Annotated in this window: 22 protein-coding genes; 13 read left to right on the top strand and 9 right to left on the bottom strand. The window is 63.2% G+C overall.

Annotated features, from left to right (window positions below; genetic code table 11):
* The first annotated feature begins 83 nt into the window (after positions 1-83).
* On the top strand, positions 84-617 hold the full coding sequence (locus FZN60_RS27225; RefSeq protein ID WP_158877320.1) for a hypothetical protein: 534 nt from the start codon (positions 84-86) through the stop codon (positions 615-617).
* Positions 618-784: 167 nt separating this feature from the next.
* Positions 785-2,635 (top strand): DUF927 domain-containing protein, encoded by a 1,851-nt coding sequence (locus FZN60_RS27220; RefSeq protein ID WP_158877318.1) that lies wholly within the window; start codon positions 785-787, stop codon positions 2,633-2,635.
* 635 nt (positions 2,636-3,270) lie between these two features.
* Here FZN60_RS27220 and FZN60_RS27215 read toward each other — a convergent pair.
* Positions 3,271-3,807 carry a hypothetical protein gene (locus tag FZN60_RS27215; RefSeq protein WP_158877316.1) on the bottom strand — a complete coding sequence of 179 codons (537 nt, stop codon included), beginning with the start codon at positions 3,805-3,807 and terminating at the stop codon, positions 3,271-3,273.
* 1,178 nt (positions 3,808-4,985) lie between these two features.
* On the opposite strand from FZN60_RS27215, the gene FZN60_RS27210 reads away from it, so the two are divergent.
* Together FZN60_RS27210 and FZN60_RS27205 are read left to right on the top strand one after the other, a co-directional pair.
* A complete protein-coding gene (locus FZN60_RS27210) occupies positions 4,986-5,603 on the top strand; it encodes a plasmid pRiA4b ORF-3 family protein (RefSeq protein ID WP_158877314.1) in 618 nt (205 codons plus the stop codon).
* Positions 5,604-5,714: 111 nt separating this feature from the next.
* The gene (locus tag FZN60_RS27205) at positions 5,715-6,422 is read left to right on the top strand and encodes a glutathione S-transferase family protein (RefSeq protein ID WP_158877312.1); all 708 of its coding nucleotides are present in this window, start codon (positions 5,715-5,717) and stop codon (positions 6,420-6,422) included.
* Between the two features lie 103 nt (positions 6,423-6,525).
* On the opposite strand, the gene FZN60_RS27200 is transcribed toward FZN60_RS27205, so the two are convergent.
* The 4 genes from FZN60_RS27200 to FZN60_RS27185 all read right to left on the bottom strand — a co-directional run bounded on the left by FZN60_RS27200 (position 6,526) and on the right by FZN60_RS27185 (position 8,916).
* Positions 6,526-7,335, bottom strand: coding sequence for a M48 family metallopeptidase (locus FZN60_RS27200; protein WP_158877310.1), 810 nt, complete (start codon positions 7,333-7,335; stop codon positions 6,526-6,528).
* A 69-nt stretch (positions 7,336-7,404) separates the two neighbouring features.
* Positions 7,405-7,587 carry an IS66 family insertion sequence element accessory protein TnpB gene (gene tnpB / locus FZN60_RS27195; protein ID WP_158877309.1) on the bottom strand — a complete coding sequence of 61 codons (183 nt, stop codon included), beginning with the start codon at positions 7,585-7,587 and terminating at the stop codon, positions 7,405-7,407.
* A 98-nt stretch (positions 7,588-7,685) separates the two neighbouring features.
* Positions 7,686-8,159, bottom strand: coding sequence for a MarR family winged helix-turn-helix transcriptional regulator (locus FZN60_RS27190; protein ID WP_158877307.1), 474 nt, complete (start codon positions 8,157-8,159; stop codon positions 7,686-7,688).
* A gap of 373 nt (positions 8,160-8,532) precedes the next feature.
* Positions 8,533-8,916, bottom strand: a complete 384-nt coding sequence (locus FZN60_RS27185; RefSeq protein WP_158877305.1) for a response regulator — start codon at positions 8,914-8,916, stop codon at positions 8,533-8,535.
* 271 nt (positions 8,917-9,187) lie between these two features.
* Here FZN60_RS27185 and FZN60_RS27180 point away from each other — a divergent pair, with 271 nt between their 5' ends.
* The 3 genes from FZN60_RS27180 to FZN60_RS27170 all read left to right on the top strand — a co-directional run bounded on the left by FZN60_RS27180 (position 9,188) and on the right by FZN60_RS27170 (position 13,627).
* Entirely contained in the window at positions 9,188-9,385 is a 198-nt protein-coding gene (locus tag FZN60_RS27180) for a hypothetical protein (protein ID WP_158877303.1), read from the top strand.
* A gap of 104 nt (positions 9,386-9,489) precedes the next feature.
* Entirely contained in the window at positions 9,490-11,601 is a 2,112-nt protein-coding gene (locus tag FZN60_RS27175; RefSeq protein WP_158877301.1) for a methyl-accepting chemotaxis protein, read from the top strand.
* A 190-nt stretch (positions 11,602-11,791) separates the two neighbouring features.
* The gene (locus tag FZN60_RS27170) at positions 11,792-13,627 is read left to right on the top strand and encodes a pilus assembly protein TadG-related protein (protein ID WP_158877299.1); all 1,836 of its coding nucleotides are present in this window, start codon (positions 11,792-11,794) and stop codon (positions 13,625-13,627) included.
* A 325-nt stretch (positions 13,628-13,952) separates the two neighbouring features.
* Here FZN60_RS27170 and FZN60_RS27165 read toward each other — a convergent pair whose 3' ends face one another.
* Together FZN60_RS27165 and FZN60_RS27160 are read right to left on the bottom strand one after the other, a co-directional pair.
* Positions 13,953-14,573, bottom strand: a complete 621-nt coding sequence (locus FZN60_RS27165) for a GGDEF domain-containing protein (RefSeq protein WP_158877297.1) — start codon at positions 14,571-14,573, stop codon at positions 13,953-13,955.
* A gap of 290 nt (positions 14,574-14,863) precedes the next feature.
* Positions 14,864-15,478 carry a DUF1236 domain-containing protein gene (locus FZN60_RS27160; RefSeq protein ID WP_158877295.1) on the bottom strand — a complete coding sequence of 205 codons (615 nt, stop codon included), beginning with the start codon at positions 15,476-15,478 and terminating at the stop codon, positions 14,864-14,866.
* Positions 15,479-16,105: 627 nt separating this feature from the next.
* On the opposite strand from FZN60_RS27160, the gene FZN60_RS27155 reads away from it, so the two are divergent.
* The 4 genes from FZN60_RS27155 to FZN60_RS27140 all read left to right on the top strand — a co-directional run bounded on the left by FZN60_RS27155 (position 16,106) and on the right by FZN60_RS27140 (position 20,017).
* On the top strand, positions 16,106-16,426 hold the full coding sequence (locus FZN60_RS27155) for a DUF1236 domain-containing protein (protein WP_158877293.1): 321 nt from the start codon (positions 16,106-16,108) through the stop codon (positions 16,424-16,426).
* A 148-nt stretch (positions 16,427-16,574) separates the two neighbouring features.
* Positions 16,575-16,958, top strand: coding sequence for a DUF1236 domain-containing protein (locus FZN60_RS27150; RefSeq protein WP_158877337.1), 384 nt, complete (start codon positions 16,575-16,577; stop codon positions 16,956-16,958).
* A gap of 199 nt (positions 16,959-17,157) precedes the next feature.
* Positions 17,158-17,457, top strand: a complete 300-nt coding sequence (locus FZN60_RS27145) for a hypothetical protein (RefSeq protein WP_158877291.1) — start codon at positions 17,158-17,160, stop codon at positions 17,455-17,457.
* A 484-nt stretch (positions 17,458-17,941) separates the two neighbouring features.
* Positions 17,942-20,017, top strand: coding sequence for a PBP1A family penicillin-binding protein (locus FZN60_RS27140; RefSeq protein ID WP_158877335.1), 2,076 nt, complete (start codon positions 17,942-17,944; stop codon positions 20,015-20,017).
* Between the two features lie 176 nt (positions 20,018-20,193).
* Here FZN60_RS27140 and FZN60_RS27135 read toward each other — a convergent pair whose 3' ends face one another.
* Positions 20,194-20,514 (bottom strand): hypothetical protein, encoded by a 321-nt coding sequence (locus FZN60_RS27135; RefSeq protein WP_158877289.1) that lies wholly within the window; start codon positions 20,512-20,514, stop codon positions 20,194-20,196.
* A 43-nt stretch (positions 20,515-20,557) separates the two neighbouring features.
* Between FZN60_RS27135 and FZN60_RS27130 the strand changes: the two genes are divergently transcribed.
* Positions 20,558-20,797: a hypothetical protein gene (locus tag FZN60_RS27130; RefSeq protein ID WP_158877287.1), complete on the top strand. Its 240-nt coding sequence runs from the start codon at positions 20,558-20,560 to the stop codon at positions 20,795-20,797.
* A gap of 37 nt (positions 20,798-20,834) precedes the next feature.
* Here the strand turns inward: FZN60_RS27130 and FZN60_RS27125 are convergent, their stop codons facing one another.
* Complete coding sequence (locus FZN60_RS27125; protein ID WP_158877285.1) at positions 20,835-21,020, bottom strand: hypothetical protein; 186 nt, start codon at positions 21,018-21,020, stop codon at positions 20,835-20,837.
* A gap of 450 nt (positions 21,021-21,470) precedes the next feature.
* On the opposite strand from FZN60_RS27125, the gene FZN60_RS27120 reads away from it, so the two are divergent.
* Positions 21,471-22,721 (top strand): calcium-binding protein, encoded by a 1,251-nt coding sequence (locus FZN60_RS27120; protein WP_158877283.1) that lies wholly within the window; start codon positions 21,471-21,473, stop codon positions 22,719-22,721.
* Positions 22,722-22,802: the final 81 nt, after the last annotated feature.

Here is a 22,802-nt window from a genome sequence, read left to right as displayed (position 1 = left end):
AAAGCATCGCCCCGATCGGCGATGATCCCCTCGTCAGCCTGCCAACCCTCGCAGTCTGATCTGCCCGGCCCAAGCCGGCAACCGTGGTGGCCCTTCGCGAGCTACACCACGCCAAGGGACACGACCCTCGGGATCAGTTACGCACCGGTCAGCTGGCAAACTATGACTCACGACAACTGATTGCCCGCCACCGGCGTGGCCTCGAGCGTGCCGGCTTCAACAAGGCGCAGATGTTCTTGATCGGGGGCCTCGATGGGGAGTGGGACGCCGGGCGGGAGTCGTACCAGCTGCATCATCATCTGATCGCCTGGAACGTCCCCGACGACGTTTTGAAGAAGGTGATTGCGCAGTGGCCAAGGGATGCTGATCGCGTCCGCGTGCGTAAGCGCGCCCAACCGATCACGGACCTACCACGTGTGATTGCGTATCTCGACAAAGCCTGGTGGCCTCGCATGCACCGAGGAAGCGCAGACGATGGGCGGCTGTTCACGCGCAAGTGTCGGCTACCGCCAGAAATCGAATGCGAGTTCCTGACATGGATGCACGCCAATCAAAGTCGTGACCTTCGCCTTTGGCTTGGTGTGAAGTCCTACAAAGGAACGATCCGCCGAACTTGATCTGTTCACACTAGATCGCTCGAAATCACCCACACGTAGGGTGAAATCATAGCCAAGAGGCGCCTTGCATAGCTTAATGGTGCCTTTTGGTAGAATTTACTGTAGCTACAATGACAAAACTAATAAGCCTCGAGAGCCATGATCAACATCAAATCAGGAGAATATACATGGAAGAGAGTGTGAAAGTGCCCGCCCGTTCACATGTGCAGAAGCAAGGCGACCCAACGGTCGTGCCGGTTCGCCAGCGTCACTCAACCAAGTGCGCAGTGCGCGGTGCGCAGTTGCCGGATTATGAACTGCGCACCGGTCACAAGCTGACCGACATGGAAGCAGAAGCCCAAATCGGCGCTTCGCCGGCGTCGGCGGTGAGCGTCATTGAGTTCATCGAGGACATCGACTTCCCTGCATATAGCTCCAGCCCGAGCATCGACGTCGTCCTTCGGTTCCGCCACTACAACGGTCGCGACGAGACCCTGCGCTTACCGCGAAGCGAGCTTGCGAGCCCGAGCAAGCTCATTCCGCGCTTGATTGATAAGGGGGCCGCCCTCTCCAGCAGCGACAAGGATGCCCTCGCCAACCTCGAGTCCCAGATCCCGCTCGCTCGCCGAAAGGTCACGCGGGAAACTGGTTGGCGCAACGCGTTCTCCTGCTTCGTTCTTCCGCGGCGCACGATTGGTCAGGATCGCAGCCTCACCTTCGATCTGGACAGCTTGATGGAGCCGAGTCACCGCGGGAGCGCTCGCGGAAGCCTGAAGGCTTGGAAGAGCGAGTTGGAGGAACCATTCGCGGCGTCCTCCTATCTCGTCTTCGCGGCGGCTCTGGCCTTCGCGGCGCCGGTCGTAGCCCTCCTCCAAATCGATGAGACCGCCGTTTTCCATGTGTTCGGCGAGAGCAACGCGGGCAAGACCCTCATGCTTCGGGCTGCCGAGTCGGCGCTGGGCCGGGCGTCGGAGGACGATCTCATCCGCTTCAACCAAACTCATGCCGCCTTCAACGATGTCATATCCCGATACAACGGCACCTTGGCGCCGATGAACGAAATGAAAACGGTCGCTTCCGCTGACCTTCGCAAGATGCTCGTCAACATCGCCCATGTTGTCACGAGCGGGAGCGGTCAGAACCGCTCCAATTATGCCAAGCGTGATCGCGAGTTGCGGCTGAAGAAGTGGCACGTCATCGGCATGACGAATATGGAGCAGTCTCTCGATGCTTTGATGAGCGGAAAGCGAGACGCGGGAGAGCGCGCGCGCCACGTCGACGTGCCAGTGCCGTCGGTGGGCGAGGGTGGCATTTTCGACCGGGCGACGAAAATGAAAGGTCGTCCGCGGAATGCCTCGACTTTAGCGCAGCAAGTCGAGCGTGCAATCGAGCACAACTATGGCGTCGCCTTCCCGGCGTTCCTCTCGTTTCTCATCAGGTATCGAGGCACGAGTAAGCCTCGCTTCCAGAAGGATACTGAGACCTTCATCAAGAAGTGTGCTGTCGCCGGAGGTGCTTGGGAAGAGCGGTTCGCGCGGAAGTTCGCCTTCGCCTATGCGGGCGGTCGCGTCGCTATCCGCGCCGGCGTGCTGCCGGTGTCGGAACGCCAATTGGCGCATTCCTGCCGCTCCCTTTACAAACGGGCGAGAGCATCCTTCACCACCCCCTCCGAACAGGCCGCGAAGGCGATGGATGAGCTGCTTGGGTCGCTTGATGACGGCCGGCGCTTTCCCGTCCTTGAGAAAAGCTCGGTCTTATCGCCCGACCTCGCGTCCTCCTGCTGGGGGGTTCGGCGCACGCTGCCTCGTCTCGGACCTTGCCTCGTCGTGCGGCCCGAGCACTTCCAACGCCTCGCAGGCAGCGATGAGGCAAAAAAGTTGATGCTGGCGGAGTTGGCTTCTGGAAACGCTTACGTGCCCGGTCACAATGGGAAGTCCACGCGCAGCGTTGAGCTCAAGGGCATGGGTCGGAACCGGCATCTCGTCTTCGTGATGGCTGCCCTCCGGGCTCTTGCCGAACGGAGGACGAGCGCCGGCTGACAGGTCGACTGAATCGCCTGACCTCGAGGTGGCGCATCACGGCTCGTTCGAGGTCAGGCAGCTCTGAGGAGTCGCCTTTTCAGTTCGATCATCGCCGGCGTAGGCAAGCGCCGCCGTCGCTGCTTCCAACCATGAGCGACGACAGCCAATGCGAGGCCGTCGATCCCACGCCCAGTCAGGGGTGCGACATGCAGCCACTCGTATAGGGATCTACATCCTCGAAAATGGCCATAGAGGCTTTTAGGAGCGCGTTCGACGTTCGGGAGGGCCCATTCGAGCTTTCATCGCTTCTCGCCCGTCAGCACCTCTCAGAAGCCTTCCAGCTACGCCGTGGCTGTTGATGCGGCTGGGCGGCGCTGCCACTGGCTCGGGAGCGAGGCATACGGGTTGGGGCGGCGTTCCAGGGCGGAATCGCCTTCCGCCCTCATCCGGAAGCGGCCGCGCCGGCTGGGAGGGCAGCTGCAGGAGAGCGAAAAGATCGTGAAGTGCTTGGTCGCTCTCCTTCCCTGCCCATGCCCTCGGACACCCGCTACGAAAAGCCGCCGTCAGCATCCTCGGCGTCCTCTGCCTCGCCGCTTTCCCTGAATGGATCAAGCGCGCTTGGGCCCTAGCTGTCTCCCACGGAGGTGCTACACTCACTCAAAGATGTGGCTGGCGCGATCCTGGGGTAGAAGCAGGATCTGATCGCCGCTGACGCGTCCTCGGCGGATCGATTTCAGCACATACTCGGTGGCGGTTCCGGGGGTCCGGAGGATCGGTTCGGCGTGAAGCCGGCAAAGCGGAAAACCCGGTCTGACATAGAGTGCTTGATGTGCGGCGAAATGCTGATCCAATCCCCCGGTCAAGCGGGAGGTCGGCGGCAGGAGGGCGATGGCGTGCATGTGAAGTCCTCCGTTGATGGTGACGTCGCCGAGGCTGGTTTTGGCATGCTTCGGCACGGGGAAGTCGGGGACCACGATCCATCGGGGGAGACGGTCGCGCTCGCACCGCTGTTGCGGCCGGCGTACAATTCGCGTGAGGAGGGTGCGATAGACCCGGACGACCTCCTTCTCCATCTGATCGATCTGAGAGGCCGCGCGCCCTGGAATGTGATCAAACATGAAGGTGATGATGTAGCCCTCCCATCCCTTGAATATGTGGTCTGTGACCCATGTTCCCCAGGCCTGGTGCATACGCGCAGTATGGCTGTGGCTATGTAGTGGTGATTTGGTGTATTTGGTTGAATGATGTCTCATTTGGCCATAGCCTCTTCATATGCGCGCCATGGAATGGCGAACATCTGTTTGCGATGAGGCAGCGGCAGACAACAATGGCACCTCCAAAGTTCCTGCGCTTGCTGCGATTATAATTAGTATTTTATCGGACAGGTTTTTCGCTGCGGAATCTCGAAGCGCCCACACGGACCACCGGCGGAATACAAAGGCACTCTTCGGATTGGCTCGATAGACACTTCGTCTACGCTGGGCCGGCACCAGGACGCGGTTCCAATCGCCTTGGGGCGCCTCATCGTGGTTGGGGACCTCTCGCTCCCGCTCCCACCTTCCGGCCGTCGCGCGTGAGCGCCCAATCGGGCCCAGACGGGACGATGTCGACGTTCGCGGCGCGAGCCTATGGCGCAAACAATCGCGCCGGCCCTCTCGCCAGCGGCCACGCCACGCGGAATGAAGCGCCCTCCAACATGGATGCTGCGCCGAGGTCGCCGGCCGGGACGCAGCGTGCGGCAGCCTCTAGGAACGGCTCTCGGTGCGGCCGGGGCCCTACCGGGTATCCTGCTCCTAGATCGCGCCTGTCGAGAAGAGCCGGGAGTGCCGTCAAGGCGGAGGCTCCGGTGCTGGCGGTCTCCAGCGACGGCGAACACCGGTCCAGCGGCTCGCATTGGGAGGCGTCCAGCCGGTGGAAGAACGGTGCGTCGAAGGTGGCGCCCCTGTGGGCGGGACGGAGCATCACCTCTCGCGCGTGCGTCGCAACCCGAGGTAGCCAATCCTGCGGCATGGGCACCTCATCCATGCCGAGCCTCTGGTGGAGCTGGCCGCCTTGGATTGTCGCGGTCCTCCAGGCCGGCACGTGCCTGCGCCTTGACCCCAAAGTGGGAAAGAGCTGAGGGGGCTTCGTAGCCCCTGGTTCAGATCAACTGCTTCTAGGACGGACGGTGGGCGAACTGGTGCACAAGGCTGACGTCGTGGGGCCGGGAAGGCACGGCGCTGCCGGGCGACGGCATGCATGTCGACCTGCCGATCCCGCCCGCCGAGTGGTTGCAGCCTGCTTGAAGAACAGCCTCATGCCGCTGAGGCCCGGCAGCTGCACTGCCTTGAGACCTGGAATTGATTTCGACTTTCTGGCAAGCAGGGTCATGAGCGCGCCCGACCGCATCCTTCGCGTGAAGATCCAGCTTGATGACTGGCGGCCTGTCATTTGGCGGCGCGTCGACGTGCCAGCGACCGCCTCACTGAAGGCCCTACACGACCTCATCCAGGCCGTGATGCCGTTCGAGGGATATCACCTCTTCGAATTCCGCGCCGACGACAGGCGCTACGCCATCCCCGATCCCGAGTGGGACAGCTTCGGCACCAAGACCGTGTCCGCCAAGAGCATCAGGATCGGCTCGCTCGTCGAACGCGGCATCTCGCAACTCGCATACACCTACGACTTCGGCGACGATTGGCGCTTCACGATCATGGTCGAAGCCGATCAGGAGGCCGACCCCACGCTCGAATACCCGCGCTTCCTCGACGGCGAAGGACGTGCGCCGCCTGAGGATGTCGGCGGCCTATCTGGTTTCGAAACATTCCTGGAAGCCATGGCCGATCCGCAGCACGAGGAGCACGAAGACGTCCGGCGCTGGTACGGCGGCCCCTTCGATCCGGCCGATATCGGCCATGCCGAAATCCTCAAGCGCGTGGACAAGCTCGCCCGGCGCAGAGTCCTCGGCAAGGCAGGATTTGCGAAAAGCCGCGGCCTCATCCAGTAGCCGATTTGCATGCGGCTCGAAGGAAGGGTTTTTGCCGCTGGTACCTCACCGAAGAATGGTCGACGATTGCATGCTGTGGGCGTTCCCGCCTGCCAAACCAATGGATGGCTCATGCCCGTCACACTCTACGATCTCGTGGGATCCGACGCCTCTCGCCCGTTCTCTCCGCACTGCTGGAAGGTCCGGTTGGCGCTCCTCCACAAGGGCCTGCCGTTGCAAGCGGTCCCGACCAGCTTCACGGCCATTCCGGCTGTTGAAGGCGGAGCCTCAACGATCATCCCGGTAATCCGAGACGGGGACGCCGTCGTTTCGGACTCCTTCGCCATTGCCGAATACCTCGAGCGCACCTATCCGGATCGTCCCACCCTGTTCGGCGGCGAAGGCGGCCGGGCGTCCGCGCGCTTCGTGGAAGCCTATTCGAACACGATGCTGCATCCTTTGATCGCCGTCTGCGCGGCTCCGGACATCCACGACATGCTGGATCCTGCCGACCAGATCTATTTCCGACAGAGCCGCGAGAAGCGCTTCGGCCGGCCACTGGAAGCGTTGCGGGACGGGCGGGCGGAGGCGCGCGAGGCGTTACAGGCACGGCTCGGGGTCGTTCGCGAGGTGCTGAAGCGCCAGCCCTTCCTAAGTGGCGACGCTCCCTTGTTCACAGACTACATCGTCTTCTCGGCGTTCCAGTGGGCGCGGATCACCACCCCTTTGGAGCTTTTGGACGCCGATGATCCTGTCTTCGCATGGTTCGAGCGCTGCCTGGACCTGCATGGCGGCGCTGGGCGGAGCGTCGACGCCGCGCAGGACCGAGAGGCGGCTTAGCTCCCCACCCCCGGCCGGCCGCTCCAAGCCTCCAAGACTCTCGTTCCATCGTCGCAGAAGCCGTTCGGCATCTGGAGCGGTCCAGACGGTGCGGCTCGCTGCCTCACCCGACGGAGTTTGAAAGAGGTGGGCATCCTGCAGCGGTACGCGCTTCAAGCGCTTCGTTCAGGTTGGCGGACAGATCGGCCATGCGCGTCTGGTGAGTGGGATGGGTCGAGAGGATCTCAGGCACCGATTGGGGCGCCTCCTCCATTCTCTCCCAGAGCTCAGGTGCAACACGCGGGTCGTAGCAGGCCCTTGCCATTAGCAGCATGCCGATGCGATCCGCCTCGCTCTCGTGGCTGCGAGAGAAGGGCCGCAGAAGGCCGAACTCCGTTCCCAACCCAAACGCCTCCAGGATGAGCACCTGGGCCGCCGGATCGATGTCGCCCACCAGAAGAGAGGCGGTGAACTGACCGAGCCTGGCAAACTCCTGCTGCGTCAGGCGCTCTTCGGGGTGGCGGGCAATGACGTGAGCCATCTCATGGCCGATCACGGCGGCAAGCCCGTCATCCAGGCCAGTGATCGGCAAGAGTCCAGTTTGAACCGCTAGGTTGCCGTTGGGCAGAGCGAATGCGTTAGGGGTTGGGTCCTCCAGAACGGCGAAGTCCCAGTCGACCTCCTGGTCCATAAGTTCCTTGGCGTGAGGTGCGAGCCGGACCAGCACGCGCTGAACGGCATCGATGTCGGGTCCTTGCGTGAGGGCAGCCTTGTTGGTGAGCACTTCATCGAAAGCCTGCTCTCCGAGCGTGGCAGAGGTTTTGGCATCAACGCCGATCAGCTGCCAGCGTCCGGTATGGGGAACCGTCTGCCACCCTGACACCAGCGTCCAAGCTGCGCTGAGAACGGCAATGATGAAGGTGATGATGTACACGGTCTATATCCTGCCAGCGACGATCATGATCGAGGAGGGATGTACATCCAGCGGGACGCGGCGTCCCCGTTAAAGTGCTGCAGGACGACATCGTCCCGTGCCATCCCAGAACACCAGCTTGATCCGGTCGGCCCGCTTGGCGCGGAACACGTAGACCGCGCCGGAGAAGGAGTCGGAGCCCATCGTCTCGCGCACCAGGGCCGCCAGACCTTCGGCGCCCTTGCGGAAGTCGACAGGCCTGGTCGCCACCATCACCCGGACCGCACCCTACGGGCCGATCACGACGAGCCCTTCACGGACGATTTTTCTGCCCCCCTAAGGGCACGTGCGAAGCGTTGAAGGCTTAGGGGCTAGCGAAGGCGCGACAGGCGTTTGGAAAGTGCAACGGCAATTGCGGTCAAGCCCATTCGCATGTCCTCGTTGCCGTCAGGCTCGAGGGCGTCTCTCAGCTCTCCTTCGAGCAATCCATAGAGCTCACGCACCTCCGCCTGCATCCGCGATCCTTCCTCCGTCAGATGAAGGACCGTCACGCGCCCGTCCGCCGGCGATTTGCCGCGCAACACCAGCCCCTTCTCGGCCAGCTTGTCGGTCATCTTGGAAAGGGTCGAGGGTCGAACATTGAGCTGGTCGGCCAGCTTGCTGACCAGGTTGGAGTTCGTCTCGGTGATCGCCAGGAGAAGCTGATCCTGACCGACTTCGAGTCCGATGCTCTGAAGCTTGAGGTCCATGAGAGCGCGGAAGTTCTTGCCAAGCGGCAGGAGCGTCGGGACGAACTGGAGGCCCACGATCTCAAGGGATACGATCTTGGCATCAGCGCTCGTCATGTAGATGACCCATCCGGCTCAATCTTAGTTGAGTGGCAGGCTAGCAACCCTCATGCTCTTCGCCAAGGCTCAAGTTGCTGGCGGCCGCCAGTCAGCGAACCGCTTGTGCGCATGTGGAGGCGATCCTGTGCCGCAGGTGAAGCGTGATCAGCCCAGTGTTGATCCTGGCAACCATGCCTCGTACCGGCCGCACGACCAGAAAGGAGAGGCTGCTCGCCCGTTGGCGCGCCATGAGCGAGCCGCGGATTATTTATCCCGAGGCCTGCTCACGCGTGTTAGCTCGACGGTTGTGCGAGCCGAAACGGGATGGTCTTCGCGCGATGAGGATCCAACGAGCGAGCTGGAGTGATGTGGTTGTTCCAGCGCAAGCCTCTCAGCCGCAGCCCATGAGCTCGTGAAGCGCCTGGATGACCTCGGCGTGACGATAGGGCTTTCCAAAGAACCGAGCGTTGCTCGGAAGGTCTCCGCGTCCGGGACGTCTGCGCCCCGACATGACAATGACCGCAGCGTTAGGGTATCTCTCGTTGGTGATGCGAGCCAGGGCCACGCCGTCAACTGAGCCGGGCATCTCGATGTCGGTGAGGATTGCCTTCAGGTTGGGATGGCGCTCGATCTCGCGCAAACCCTCGTCGCCGCTTTCCGCTTCCAAGACATGGAAGCCTGCGTCCTCAAGCTCTTCAACCATGACTATGCGAACGAGTGCCTCGTCCTCCACGACGAGAACCGCCGGTGCACGTTCCTTGCTTCCCGTCATCATTGGATCGCTCCCGCAGTCGCCACGCGCACCAACTGCGCTGCTCACGTGCCAAATGCCTGATCTGAGTGACCGTTCCTAATCCGGTGCCACCTGCGAGCCTCCAGACATCGAGCTCGGGCTGCTACGGACGGTTTGTGAACGACGGAGGAGGTAGCGTCCACGTTGGTGGTGGAAATTGGTGCCGCTGAAGCGGTGTAGGAGAAGGTGGCCATCGAGGTGGTCGGATAAGGTGGGGTGCGCGGACTTCAACCTTGCCGACACGAAGACCGCGATGGGCAAGGGCAGCACCTCAAGAGACGCGGTGGGCCTCGAAGCTGGAATGCTCACGCGGGAGGAGCTCGCATCGTGCTTTCGGCTGGTCAGCCGCCGGCTTGCAAGGGTTGATCTCGGCTGGCGCCGATCAGTCTGGTTCCGGTTGATCGCACGAGGTTGGACATTGCAGGCCAAGCTGAACAACAAAGACGGCTGACGCCAGCTCAGGGCACAGCTTCGCTTAACCAAGCACGAGCATTATCGCGGCGCTTGGGTCATCGTCGCCCATTTCCAAGCTTGTTCCGCTCTTTTGGAGCCTCCATGCGCCTCACCGTGACAGCCAAGATCCTCCTTGCTGCCGCCGCCAGCATCACGTTGACGGTTGGCGCCACCATGGGCTTCATCGCGTACCAGGCGGCCGGCCAAGCCAAGCAGATGGTCGCCACGGCCACGCACTCCGAGGCGGAAGCAATGGCCGGCCTCGTGACGACGCCAGTCGTGGAACTTGCCGGCGCCGCCCGCTTCATGGCCAACTCCATCGGTGAGCGCCATGCATCGGGTGACCAGGACAGGAAGCGGCTCGGTCAGAGCCTGCGCCCGAACCTCGTTGACCATCCCTTGTCGGTCGGGAGCTGGTTCATGGAGGCCGAAGACCGCCCCTATGACGGGCAGACCATCACCGACGTGCCGGAACTAGGCGCCGACAAGGATGGCTACTTCAACCCGATCTGGACGCGCACGCCCGACGGCTCGGTGGTCTACGGCGCCTACGACAACACCTACCAGGACGCGTTCTGGACCCTTCCCGCCAAGACCCTGAAGGGAGCTGCGACCCCTCCTTACCTCGACACCTCCGCACAGGAGCCGCAGCTCATGTTCAGCGTTGTGTTCCCGGTTCTGTCTGGCTCCAACTTCCTCGGCGTTTCCGGCATCGACATCAGCCTGTCGAAGATCTCCGAAACTCTTGCCGAGATGCGGCCGCTTGGTAGCGGGCGCGTGTCGCTTCTGTCGGGGGAGGGAAACTGGATTGCGCATCCCGATGCGTCTCGCTTGACCAAGACCTATGGCAGCGAGGTAGGCGCGGAAAGCTTGGCCGCAGCACTGAAGGACGGTCAGCCGCATACTGTCAGCGGCGTATTCGGCACCTTGGCGGAGCCGAGCGAACGCACGTTCCTCCCCTTCGACCTGCCGGGCCTGAACGCTCGCTGGGTGGCTGTGATCGACGTTCCCGAGGCAATTACGACTGGTCCGATCCAGAGGGAAATCTGGATGATGGTCATGGGTGGCCTCGTCATTCTCGCCTCGACCCTTGCCTTGCTCGCATTGATCATCGAGCGCATCGTTCGACGGCCGCTCGCCTTTGCCATGCACCACATGGCAAAGTTCCGCCAAGGCGACATCTCCGAGCGCATCCATCACAACCGCAATGACGAGATGGGGGATCTTTTGACCGCCATCGCCCAGACGCGGTTGAAGCTCAACGAGGTTGTTGGCAATGTGCTCGGCTCTGCCGCTCAGGTGGCGTCCGGCTCGCGCCAGTCGGCGGCGACCGCCGAGCAGCTCTCGTCCGGCTCTTCGGAGCAGGCGGCCGCCTCGGAGGAAACGTCCGCGGCGGTCGAGGAGATGACGGCCAACGTCAAGCAGAACGCAGAGAACGCTGCCCAGGCCGAGAAGACCGCCAAGCAGGCTAGCGACTTGGCGGAGGACGTGGCGAGCGCCACGGCACGAGCTGTCGAGGCGATGGGCAGCGTTTCCGAGAAAGTGCGGCTTGTTCAGGAGATCGCTCGCCAGACGGACTTGCTCGCACTCAACGCAGCTATCGAGGCCGCCCGCGCCGGGTCTCACGGCAAGGGCTTTGCGGTGGTGGCTTCGGAAGTCCGCAAGCTCGCCGAGCGCGCGCAAGGGGCGGCTGTCGAGATCGGCGAACTGTCGGCCGGCACGCTGGACGTGGCATCGGGCGCCGGAGAGAAGATGTCGGAGCTTCTCCCCGCCATCCGCCGGACGAGCGAGCTTGTATCCGAGATCTCGGCAGCGTGCCGGGAGCAGTCGATTGGGATCGAGCAGATCAATCAAGCCGTGGCCCAGCTCGACCAGGTGACCCAGCAGAACGCGGGTGCGGCCACCGAGATGACGGCGACCGCCGAGGCGCTGTCCGGCGAAGCCGTGTCCCTCAACGAGCGCGCCGCCTTCTTCAAGCTGGAAGTGGCTGCTGTCCCCCAAGGCAGCGGAGCGCAAGTTCGCCATGAAGCTCCCGCTGCGTTGCCGATCAACGCTGTTCCAAGCGACGTGCGTGCTCTTCAGAGCCGTGCTCAGGGCTTTGCCGCAAACAGTGCCACGGCGACAAAGCCGATTAGCACCGTGATGAGCGCAAGCGAGGGTGGTGTCCGCCTCGATCTAGATGAGGATGCCAGGTTTGAGCGCATGAGCGGTTGATAACCATTCACAGAATGTTGGGCCATTAACTCGGAAGGTCTGAGTCGCAAACAAGCCATAGCTGGCTTGTCATCGGGCGGCCCGGTGTCTCCAAGCTACGTAGATCTCCTTAGATCTTTAACTACTTGGATAACTCACTTGCAATGATTAATCAGCTACGAGTGAGGGGGCATCTTCCGAGGCCCCCTGCATGCGCAGCTTCTCAGACCTCATCCGCTTGGCCACAGATCGGCGCGGCAACTTCGCCGTCATCTCGGCGCTAGCCATGGTGCCGCTCCTCCTGTCGCTCGGCGGGGTCGTAGACCTCGCCATGCTCCAGCGCGACAGATTCATGGTTCAGGCGGCACTCGATGCCGCAGCTCTCGCGGCAGCCAAGCACTATCCCCTCGACACGACCGATGCCGGGCTTACCCGCGTGGCGCAGATGAACTTCGACGCCAACACCTCCGCTCTGGCGCGAACGACCGCGTCCATGCGCTTCGAGGGCACGGGCATGACGGCGTCGGGGGATCGCCAGGTCCGCCTCTCCTCCTGCACCACCTACGATCCGGTCTTCCTCAAGCTCGCGCCCATCTCCTTTCCGGGTCTTGTCGGATCGGCGTGCGCACGAGCGGAAAGCGACGTGATCGTCAGCATGACCGCCGTCGAGATCGCCCTCGTTCTGGACACGTCCGGGTCCATGAACAGCGCTCCTGCGACCGGCGGATCCACCAAAATCTCAACTCTCAAGACGGTGGCGGTCAATGCCGTCGAGACGCTCTTTGGCGGGTCGTCTTCGACCGGCGACGTTGATCCCGTGAAGATGGCCGTCGTGCCCTTCTCGGGCGGCGTCAACGTCGGCCCGTCCTATCTTGACGCCTGGTGGATGGACCCGAAGGGGCAATCGCCCATTCACCACGAGAACTTCGATTGGTCGACCTACAGGAACCCGCTGACGGGGCTCGCCGACGCGGTCAAGTCCACGCTTTATCCCGGCGCCTGGACCATGATCTCCAGCCCGACGACGTTTCTGACGCGCCAGCACATCTACAAGAAGCTCGGTTCGGTGAGATCGAGCTGGTCCTACAAAGGATGCGTGGAATCCCGCCCCGCGCCGTACGGCATCACCGACGTGGCGCCCGATAGCGCCAAGCCCAGCACGCTCTTCGTGCCCTACTTCGCGCCCGACGAATCTGACCAGCTAAATGCCACTTGGACCAACAGCTTTCTAAGCGACAGTGCAACGTCCAACTTCAGCGCCCGCACGAAGGACGTGCGCAAGTACTACGCTCCCAGCCAGCACTATGCCGTGGGCAGCAACTACCACTTCAGTCCCAGCTGGCTGTGCGACTCCAACCCGCTCCTGCCGCTGACTACAGCCAAGAGCCAAGCCTTGTCGGCGGTGAGCGCGCTGGTGGCTACCGGCTCGACAAACGTCGCGCAGGGCGTCGAATGGGGCTGGCACGTCCTGTCCAAGAACGAGCCATTCGCTACCGGTAAAGCGTCAGGTGACGAGAGCGTCATCAAGGCAATGATTGTCATGACCGATGGCGAGCACACCTACTATCAAGACTCGTACAACAGCGCGGCCAACAACCCGAACCTCTCGGCCTTTGGCGCCTACGGCTTCACAGCCACGAACCGGATCTTCGACTACAAGGCGGGTGTCTCGACGACGAAGTCAAACGACAACTACACGCTCGCTATGGACGGGCGCTTGGCGGCGATCTGCGAGAATGCCAAGAAGGACGGTCAAATCACGCTTGAAGCGCCTGATGGCTCGGCGCTCGTAGACGAGAAGGGGACGGTGAAGCGCGACGGCATCGTGATCTACACCATCGCCTTTGACATCCCGGCGGCGAGCAAGACCCGCGTCGACGCCCTTCTGAAGGAATGCGCCTCCTACACGATGGGAGACCTGCGCGACACGACCAAGCCCTACTCGGCCAAGGCCAAGTACTTCTACAGCGCGTCGAGTTCGGCCGAGCTGACCAAGGCCTTTGGCGACATCATGGCCACCCTGTCCTCTACACGCGTCGCGCGATGATCTCGGTTAACGAAGCGGCTTGTTGATCTGACATCAACATGCGACGGTCCTGACTCGTTGGGGATCAACGCGCAGGGATCGGCAGGGCTGATCAATTGCAAGGTGCCAGACATTTCCTCCGAGCTGAACGAGGAGCGGCGCCGGCCATAGGTCAGGATCGTGGAAAGCGTCCTGATCCCAGCCGTGCAAGGCATTGTGCGTTGGCGGCAAAAGGATCTGGCGCGATGAATATTCGAGAGGTTCCAGATCTCGCTGTACGTGACGACGGTCGGGCGCGAGCTGAAACGGCCGCGCTGCAACCTCGATTGCGACGTGGAATCGATGATCACGCGGTCACCGCGAAAGGGCTGGAGGCGAGGGCGATCTGGTTGCGGCCGTTCTGCTTGGCAACGTAGAGGGCCTCGTCCGCCGCCTTGAAGAGCCTCTTGAAGCTTACCTCACTGCCCCGGTCGCCGGCGACGCCGATGCTGACGGTCACGGCGAGGCTGCGGCCGGTCTCGCGCGGGATGATCTCCCGGATCCGGTCGACGATGGCCGAGGCGGCGGCCGCGTCCGTGTTCGGCATGGCGACGACGAGCTCCTCGCCGCCGAAGCGGGCCACCGCGTCCTGGCTGCGGATGTTGGCGCGCACGATGTTCGCCACCTGCTTCAGGACGACGTCCCCGACGTCGTGGCCGTAGCGGTCGTTGACCTGCTTGAAGCGGTCGATGTCGATAACGAAGACAGACAAGGCACCTTCGCCGCTGCGCGTCTGCCGGATCATGGGCGCGACGACGCGATCTGGCATGCGGCGGTTGAGCAGCCGCATTAGCGGACTCACGAAGGCTTCAGCCGCAAGTTCGTCTTGCCGGTCGATGCTGCGGCGCTCCTGGCCGAGGGCTGGTACGGCGGCCATTTCGATCCGGCCCACTATCCGCCGCGCTGAAATCCGCAAGCGCGTGGGCAAGCTCGCGCACCGCAGGGCCCTGAGCAAAGCCGTCTTCGCGAAGAGCCGCGGCCGGGTTCAGTAGCCGCTGTGCATATAGTTGGCGATGAGGAACTGCCCACTGGCACCTCATTGAGGGATGACCAACGACTGTACGTTGCGGGCCGCTTGAGCTTGCCAAACCAACGGACACCTCACGCAGGTTGCGCTCTATAATCTCGTAGGAGTCAACGCCGCTTCGCGCTTCGCGCCTGCAGCCGGAAGTTCATCGAGGCCCCCAACCACCTAACTGGGGGCCTCGGCAAAGTGGCTCACGCTTGGATGACGTAGACGATCTCAAGGACTTGCGGCTTGACGATAATGATCGTGCCGTCTTCCAAGACGAAGTAGCGGTAACCGCGATACTGCGGCACGATCTCGATCACCCGAGGCGGTAGGTCGTAGAGCACCACGGTGTCTGGAACACGCGTGCCGACGTTGAGCTCGATGTCGATGTCAACTGCGGGCTCGATGTCTTGCTCAACGATGGTCTGCCGGATCGTGGTCTGCTGCTCGGTATTGATCTCGACCGAGGTCTCGGCACCCTCCTGGACGTTCGCCTCGCTCTCGGTTGACGCACCCGCCTGGCCGCTCTGCGACTCACTGGTGCCGCTGGCCGACCCGCTGGACTGCGACTCCGGTTGCGACTGAGCCGCCCCGCTCTCACTCGATGTTGCGTCGGAAGCATTGCTGTCGGAGGCATCAGCGCCGTTCGCGTCATCCGTTCCGCCGCTCGACGCAGCGTCGCCGTCCGGGGTCGCGTTAGATGAACCCGACGACGAGTTGGATGATGCATCAGCGCCGCCGGACGTGTCCGAGGAGGCATTGCCCGCCTCGGCGCCCTCTGCCGAGGTGCCGCCGTTGCTGGTTCCGTTGCCTTGGCTCAACGATCCCGAGCTGTTCGCATTCGCTCCCGACGTACTCGCTTCCGAAGAGGTTGAACTCGCGTCACCGTTGGTCATACCCGAGCCGCTGGTCGTGGCGCCGCTTGTCGATGATTGACCCGCGGCGCCCGCACTGCTGTCGGAGCTCGAGCTGGATCCCGAGGCGCCTGAGCTACCAGATCCTGCGGAGCCAGATGTTTCAGCGCCGCTGGACGAGCTGGACGTGCCGCCCGACGATCCTTCGCCACTCTCGGATGATGCGCCCGAAGAGGACGATCCCGACGGCGGGAGGATCTGGCCTTCCTGAGCGCTGATGGTGGTCGTGGTAAAGATGCCTCCGCCAAGAACAAGCGAGAGAGCCGTGGCCGTGAGTAGTCTCCGTTTCATCAAAGACTCTTATGGAAAAAGTGCGCCCTTCAGTCCTTCAAAGATCCAGGCGGCGCCGGGGTTCCGTGTGCCTGATGTTGACGAAGAAACGTGCTCCTGAGCGAAGCGCGCTCCCAACCGGCCGTTCCACGAGATGAAGGCGCTCAGTAGCAGCCCCTGCACCACCTGAGGGGCAACCATTTCGGTTGATGCACGTTGTCGATCCACTCGCATGGAAGGGACATCCAAGTTGAGTGAACCATCATGAAGAAGGCTATCCTCTTCGCTTCGGTCGTCCTTGTTGCCCTCGGCGCTCCCGCCATGGCGCAGACCGCGACCACCGAAACCACCACCACACAGACGACGACCACCACCACCGTTCCGGCGGAGGTTCGCACCTACGTCACCGGCCAGGAGGCGACGTCGGTCTCCATCGACGGTGACGTCGTGGTGGGCGAGGCCCTGCCCGAAACCGTCACCATCACGCCGATCCCCGACAACGCTGAGTACGGCTATGCCGTGGTGAACAACAAGCGCGTGGTGATCAACCCGACGACCCGCACCGTCATCGAGGTGGTGGAGTAATCCACCGCCCAACCGCGCAAGTCGTCATCCGCTCATATCCTGGATTTCAATCGTTGATCGATCCGGATGTCGCGGCTTTCGGCGCCGCCAGAGGCTCCACCAACCTCGGCGCCGGACCCGCATGACATCATTTGGGAGAACCATCATGATCAAGCACATCCTGGCCGCTTCGGCCCTTCTCGCCTTCAGCTCGGCCGCCTTTGCCGAGGACGGAGCGGTCACCGGCGCGGCCGGCGGTGCCGTCACCGGCGCAGTTGTTGGCGGCCCTGTCGGCGCCGCGGTTGGCGGCGTCGCGGGTGCGGCGGTGGGCGCTATCCTTGACCCGGCCCCCGAGGAGGTCCGCACCTATGTCACCCGCCAGAGCGTGCCGTCCGTGAAGGTCGAGCGCCAGGTGGTGGTCGGCGAGGCGCTGCCAGAGACCGTCGAGATCCACACCGTTCCCGACAACGACCGCTACGCCTACACCGTCGTCAACGAGCGCCGCGTGATCGTTGATCCCCAGACCCGCACGGTCGTCCAGGTCATCGACTGACCGCAATGCGCTCGCCTCCAAGCAACGAGAGAGGGCGCTTTGGCGCCCTCGTCTTGTTTGGTGGCGAAGGGGATCGTGGCGATCCCCTGATCCTTCGAGCGCGAGCTATGGAACTGGTCGTCAACAGCTACATCTCACGAGATCATCATCCCGAGCGCGAGAGACGCGAAGCCGTCTCGGCAGAGTGAAAGAGTTGTCTATGTCTGATCCCTACGCCCGCGATACCCGTCCCCTGGACCGGACGGTCGTCGTCAACAACGGGGGAAGCCATCGCGGCGGATCCGGATGGTTCCTGGCCGGCATCCTTGTCGTCGCCCTTGTGATCGGTGCGTTGTACCTCTTCGGCGGAGGTCTGTTCGGAGGCGGTTCGGGCGGGGGATCCGCGGCTGGGGGCGGTGATACCAACATCACCGTCGACACGCCTGACATCGACGTTCCGGACGTCAACGTCGAGGCGCCTGCGGCTTCCTCCGGCGGCGCGCCCGCGCCTGCCAACTGATCGGCAGACCCGATAGACTTCCGGCTGGTGCGTGTCCTGTGCTCCAGCCGGTTCAGAGACCTTCAAGAGTAGGCCAGAACGACGCCCACCCCGGCTGAAGGCTCAGGGCAGCTAAGGGAGAAGGCCTGAGCACCGGCGCAGAACCCGCGCCCGCTTCGTGCCAGCGGCAGAACGAGGATCGATGCGGGACAAGACGGAGGAGAGCGAGGCAACGCCGGAGCCCACTCGATTGGAGCAACCTCCAACCGGGAGGATCTCCGAGAAGGTCGCTTTGCCTGATCCTGGGGCCGCGGGTGGCACCGGAGCGGCACTGCTCGCGCTCGGGCAGGCTCTGTCGGTCGACGGGCGCCGCCTTGCCCGGTATCTGTTCGCGCTCGCGTCGCTCGGCTGGGCCGTCGTTTATCGAGAAGTGCCGCGGCTTGCCCGCAAGGTATCGGAACGTCTGACACTGCGCCGAAGCGCTGCTTCCGCGGGCGAGCGGAAGATGCCTCGGCGTCGTTCCGCCGTACGGCTGCCAGGGCGCCTCGCAGCCGCGCTGAAGCGCGCGAGGATACCTGCGGGCTTGGGCCTCCGGCGGCGACCTTGGACGGGACGGCGCATCGCCAAAACTGTCGTAGCTACCGCTCTCGCCGTAGTCGCGCTCGTCGGCGCCTTTGCCTACTCCATCCTCCACGACGTTCCCTTCGACGCCATCCTTGCCGGATCGAGCGAGCCCATCGTCGTTCTGCAAGCGGCCGACGGCGCCGCCTTGATCCAGAAAGGCCCCTATCAGGGCGCCTATGCCACGCGCAGCGAGTTCCCCGACCACCTCGTTCAAACCGTCCTCAGCATCGAAGACCGCCGCTTCTTTGACCATGGCGGCATCGACTATCGCGGCATCGGACGCGCCCTCGCGCGCAACGTCATGGCTGGCGAGGTCGTGGAGGGCGGCAGCACTATCACCCAGCAGCTCCTCAAGATCCTGTATCTGGAGCGCGAGCGCACCTTCAAGCGGAAGGCTCAGGAGCTGTTCCTCGCCTACTGGCTGGAAGGGCAACTGTCCAAGGACGAGATCCTGACGCGCTACCTCAACAACGTCTATCTCGGCGCGGGCGCGACAGGGATGCCGGCGGCCGCGCACGTCTACTTCAACAAGACGGTGGGCGAGCTGAACGTTGCCGAGAGCGCCCTTCTTGCCGGCCTCATTCGCGCTCCTTCCCAGCTCAACCCGTTCGAGAACCTCGACGCAGCCAAGGAGCGCGCGCGGGTCGTCCTGTCGGCCATGGGAGAGACAGGGCACCTCAGCGAGGCCGAAGCGGCGGCTGCAATCCTGGCCTCGACCAGGCTCGACCCGGCACCGGCCGAGGGGAGCGGATCATGGTTCGCCGACTGGGTCATGACGGAGGCTCGCGAGATTGCGGGTCCCTTCCGCGGCAGCATCGAGGTTCGAACCACCCTTGATCCCCGCTTGCAGGCTTTGGCCGAGGAGATCGTCGCGCGCGCTCTTCAAAGCAAAGGCGATGACCTCGGTGCCAGCGAGGCGGCGCTGGTGGCGCTTCGACCTGATGGATCGGTTGCCGCGATGGTTGGTGGACGCGACTACGCGGCCTCGCAGTTCAACCGGGCGTCACAGGCGCGCCGACAGCCGGGCTCGACCTTCAAGCTGTTCGTCTACTATGCGGCCTTGCGGGCTGGGATGGGACCTCGTGATCGCGTGTCCGACAGGCGCCTCGAGATCGACGGCTGGTCTCCGCAGAACTATGGCGGGCGCTACCGCGGCCGGGTGAGCTTGGCGGAGGCTTTCGCCCGCTCCCTCAACGCAGCAAGCGTTCGCCTGGCCATGGATGTGGGCCTGCCGGCGGTCGTGGCAGCCGCTCGCGACCTTGGGATTGATGCAGAGCTGCGGGAGACGCCGAGCTTGGCACTCGGCACCTCCGAGGTGACGCTGCTGGATCTGACCGGCGCCTATGCCTCCGTTCGGGCCGGTGTCGCTCCCATCGAGCCTTGGGGTATTGCCGCGTTCAAGGTGGAGAGCGCCGGCCAGACCTTTCGGATTGGGCCTGCAAAGCGCCCGGACCTCGACCTTCGGCCACACAGGGATACGCTGATCGGCCTCTTGAAGCTCGTCGTCGACAAGGGGACCGGACGAGAAGCGGCGCTCGACGGCTTTGCGGCGGGCAAGACGGGCACGAGCCAGGACTCGCGGGATGCGTGGTTCGTCGGCTTCAACGAGACGCTGACGGTGGGCGTCTGGGTCGGCAACGACGACGGCACGCCGATGAAGGAGGTCACCGGTGGCGCCCTGCCGGCCGCGATCTGGCGGGAGTTCATGGAGCGAGCGACGACCACTCCGGATCCTGCGGTGGGAGGAGTGGAAGTCGCCGCGCCGACGGCACCGCGGAAGCCCGAGGAACAAGCGCCTTCGGTGCCCACCAGCATTCGGGAACTGGTGGAAGGACCGGCGTCCGATCCCGCGCCGCAGTGCAACGTGCGGGCCTGCGCGCGTGCCTACCGCTCGTTCCGAGCTTCGGACTGTACCTTCCAGCCTTATAGAGGGTCCCGCAGAATCTGCGACCGGTGATGGACAGCCGCGTCACGGAGGATCGGAGAAGCGGAGGCAACGAGTCCTGGTCTAAGGTTCAGTGTCGCTCTTTGAGGTCTCTTCTGAATACCGCAGGATGAAGCGCCGACAGGAAATATCGCCTCATACTGTGCGTCCCATTTTAGAGAAGCTATACGAATTAAGATTATCTTAACCTATCGATTGACGGCGGAATGCCGTTGCGTCGTCATGAACTCATGACCATTCAGTTTGCCGATCTCACTCTTGAGCAGCGCCGCGTCGTGCTTGATCCGGCGTTTGGCTCCATCACTGATCACGCCGGCTTCGCACTCGACGAGTTGCCCGAGTGGCAGCTCCACGCTTGTCGCTGTCTCGCGCGAAAGGGGGTGATGCACGTTGTTGGAAACGCCGATCACTCCCTTCGCTACGTCCTCACCGAGACGGGCCGCGAAATCGTCAGACCCCAACTCGACCACGCAAATGGCGTCGCCGTTCACGTCGGTGCCCTCGATCACGGTCCGCTCCCGTCACGATGCTGAGCGGATTGCGGCTGTGCGCTTGATTGACTCCGATGAGGTCGACGGCCGCATGCTCCTTCGGCTGGGCGAGGGCAGCACCTCAAAAGACGCCGTGGGCCTCGAAGCTGGAATGCTCACGCGGGAGGAGCTCGCATCGTGCTTTCGGCTGGTCAGCCGCCGGCTTGCAAGGGTCGATCTCGGCTGGCGCCGATCAGTCTGGTTCCGGTTGTCCGCACGAGGCTGGACCTTGCAGGCCAAGCTGAACAACAAAGACGGCTGACGCCAGCTCAGCCAGCTGCACAAACAGAACGGTCCGATCAGTTCGCGCTCTGAAGCACGGCGATCCGGCGCGTGCGGTCCCAAAGCTCCACGGCGCAGCCGTCGGCGAGCTGTTCTGCCCGCTGAAGCGCTATTTGGTCGGTTGAGCAGTCGAGTACGTGACCACGCAGAATGCTGCCGTTGGTAGCTATGATGAAGGCTCTATAGACCGGACGATCAATCATCCTCCATCCTCCTCCTTCTCAGCTTCTCTGAGCGTGCCTTGCGCTGTTCGTTGCGGATTTCTGCCAGTTGAGCTGCGTTGTTCCTCGAGGCATCTTATCTGCAGGTGGCGCTCCTGCTGACCCATGATGCAGGTTCGCTTGTCCTCATCCTGCAGCAAGCTGGAGAGGATTCCGTTGCGCGTCGGCTCATGATGTGGCCTGCGGAGATCTAACGCTTTACAGATCAACCCTTTACCGAAAAGCTTGCCCGAACCTGGACGGGTGAAATTCGATTGCGTGGTTCTGATCCGCACCCTGACTGCCCCGGCGGCATCGCTCCTGCCATTGATTTCCCTTGCCGCCGATCAAAGGTGCGCGACTCAAGCAAGCTTCATAAACATATATGGATGACGTAAGGGCACGTAAGGGAGCAGAGCAGCGTCGAACGACCCACAGGTGCGGGAGGAAGACGTGCCGGTGTCAACGAGCTACACCTTCTTCGGCGTCGTGGAAGACGCCTTCGACGGCGAGTTCCTCAGGATCGATCCTCAAGCCTTCGGCTATGCGGCGCGCCAGACAATCACCGGCAGCCTCGCGCTGTCGGGCTCGCTGGCCGCTCTTTGGTCGAGCCTGCCCGAAGCGGAGCGCGTCCTATCCACGAACGACATATCGGAGCTCGACCTGTCCTTTGCACAGGAAAGCACTGGCAACTGGACGGAGGCGGATCTCGTGACGCCGCTCACGCTCGTCTCAACTAGGGATGAGCGGCCGCTCGATCAGCTGAGCGCGACGCTCTTCCATTCCGACCAGCCGGATGGCCCGACGCTGCGGCTCGACCAACTCGAACATGGCGGCGCCCTGCTGACGAACGACGACGACAGGTCCGCATACGTTTACGGCGCGTGGGTGCCGGATGAGGTGAAGCCGACGCTCGTCTACGGCACCTCGGTGGAAAACCGGATGTCTCTGACCGGCGAGTTGACGCTCGCCTGGGGCGGGCGCGGCGAGGACACCATCCGCGTGATGGACGGCCAAGCCTTTGTCTGGGGCCAGCAGGGCGACGACCGGATCACGGGCGGCGACGGGCGCGACGTTCTCTATGGCGGGATCGGCGACGACACGATCCGCGGCCAGGGAGGAGACGACGTTATCCGCGGCGACTGGGGCGACGACATCCTCAAGGGCGGGGCGGGAAACGACCGCATCAGCGGAGGAGCCGGCGACGATCTCATCGAAGGCAATGGCGGCGCCGACATCCTCGATGCCGGCGGCGGCGTGGACATCGTCCGCGGCGGGGCGGGGGACGACGTCATCCTGTCCGGCACGGGGCGCTTCGACGAGAGCTTCGAGCTGGAGCGGTCGATCAGCGAGGGCGGCTCGGGCAACGACACGATTATCGCAACTTTCGACGCGATCCTGACCGGCGGTTCAGGCGCCGACATCTTCCAGGTCGGCAATCCGGCCGGCGTCCTTGACAACATCGGCGGCCTTAACATCACCGACTTTCGGCCAGGCGTCGACAAGCTCGCCGTCTACGCAGGCGAGCCAGGTCAGTATGACAGCTTCGAGGAGATCATGGCGAGAGCGACCGAGATCAGCGGAGATCTGGTGTTCGACTTCTTTCCGACGAGCACGAAGGACCTGCCGTCACTCGTCCTGGAAAACGTCAAGGCCAGCCAACTTACGAGCGGAGACTTCCTCTGGGATGACTTCCTCGTGTGATGCCCTTCAAAGCCGAGTTCTGATGCTCGGGCTGGATGTTCAGGCTGGAGGTTTGGCAGCAAGCATAAAAGCACAGGCATC

The sequence above is a fragment of the Antarcticirhabdus aurantiaca genome (assembly GCF_009765365.1).
In the GTDB taxonomy this organism is placed as follows: Bacteria; Pseudomonadota; Alphaproteobacteria; order Rhizobiales; family Rhizobiaceae; genus Antarcticirhabdus; species Antarcticirhabdus aurantiaca.
Note: the sequence above shows the minus strand (reverse complement) of the source record. Positions and strands in the feature narration are given on the sequence as shown.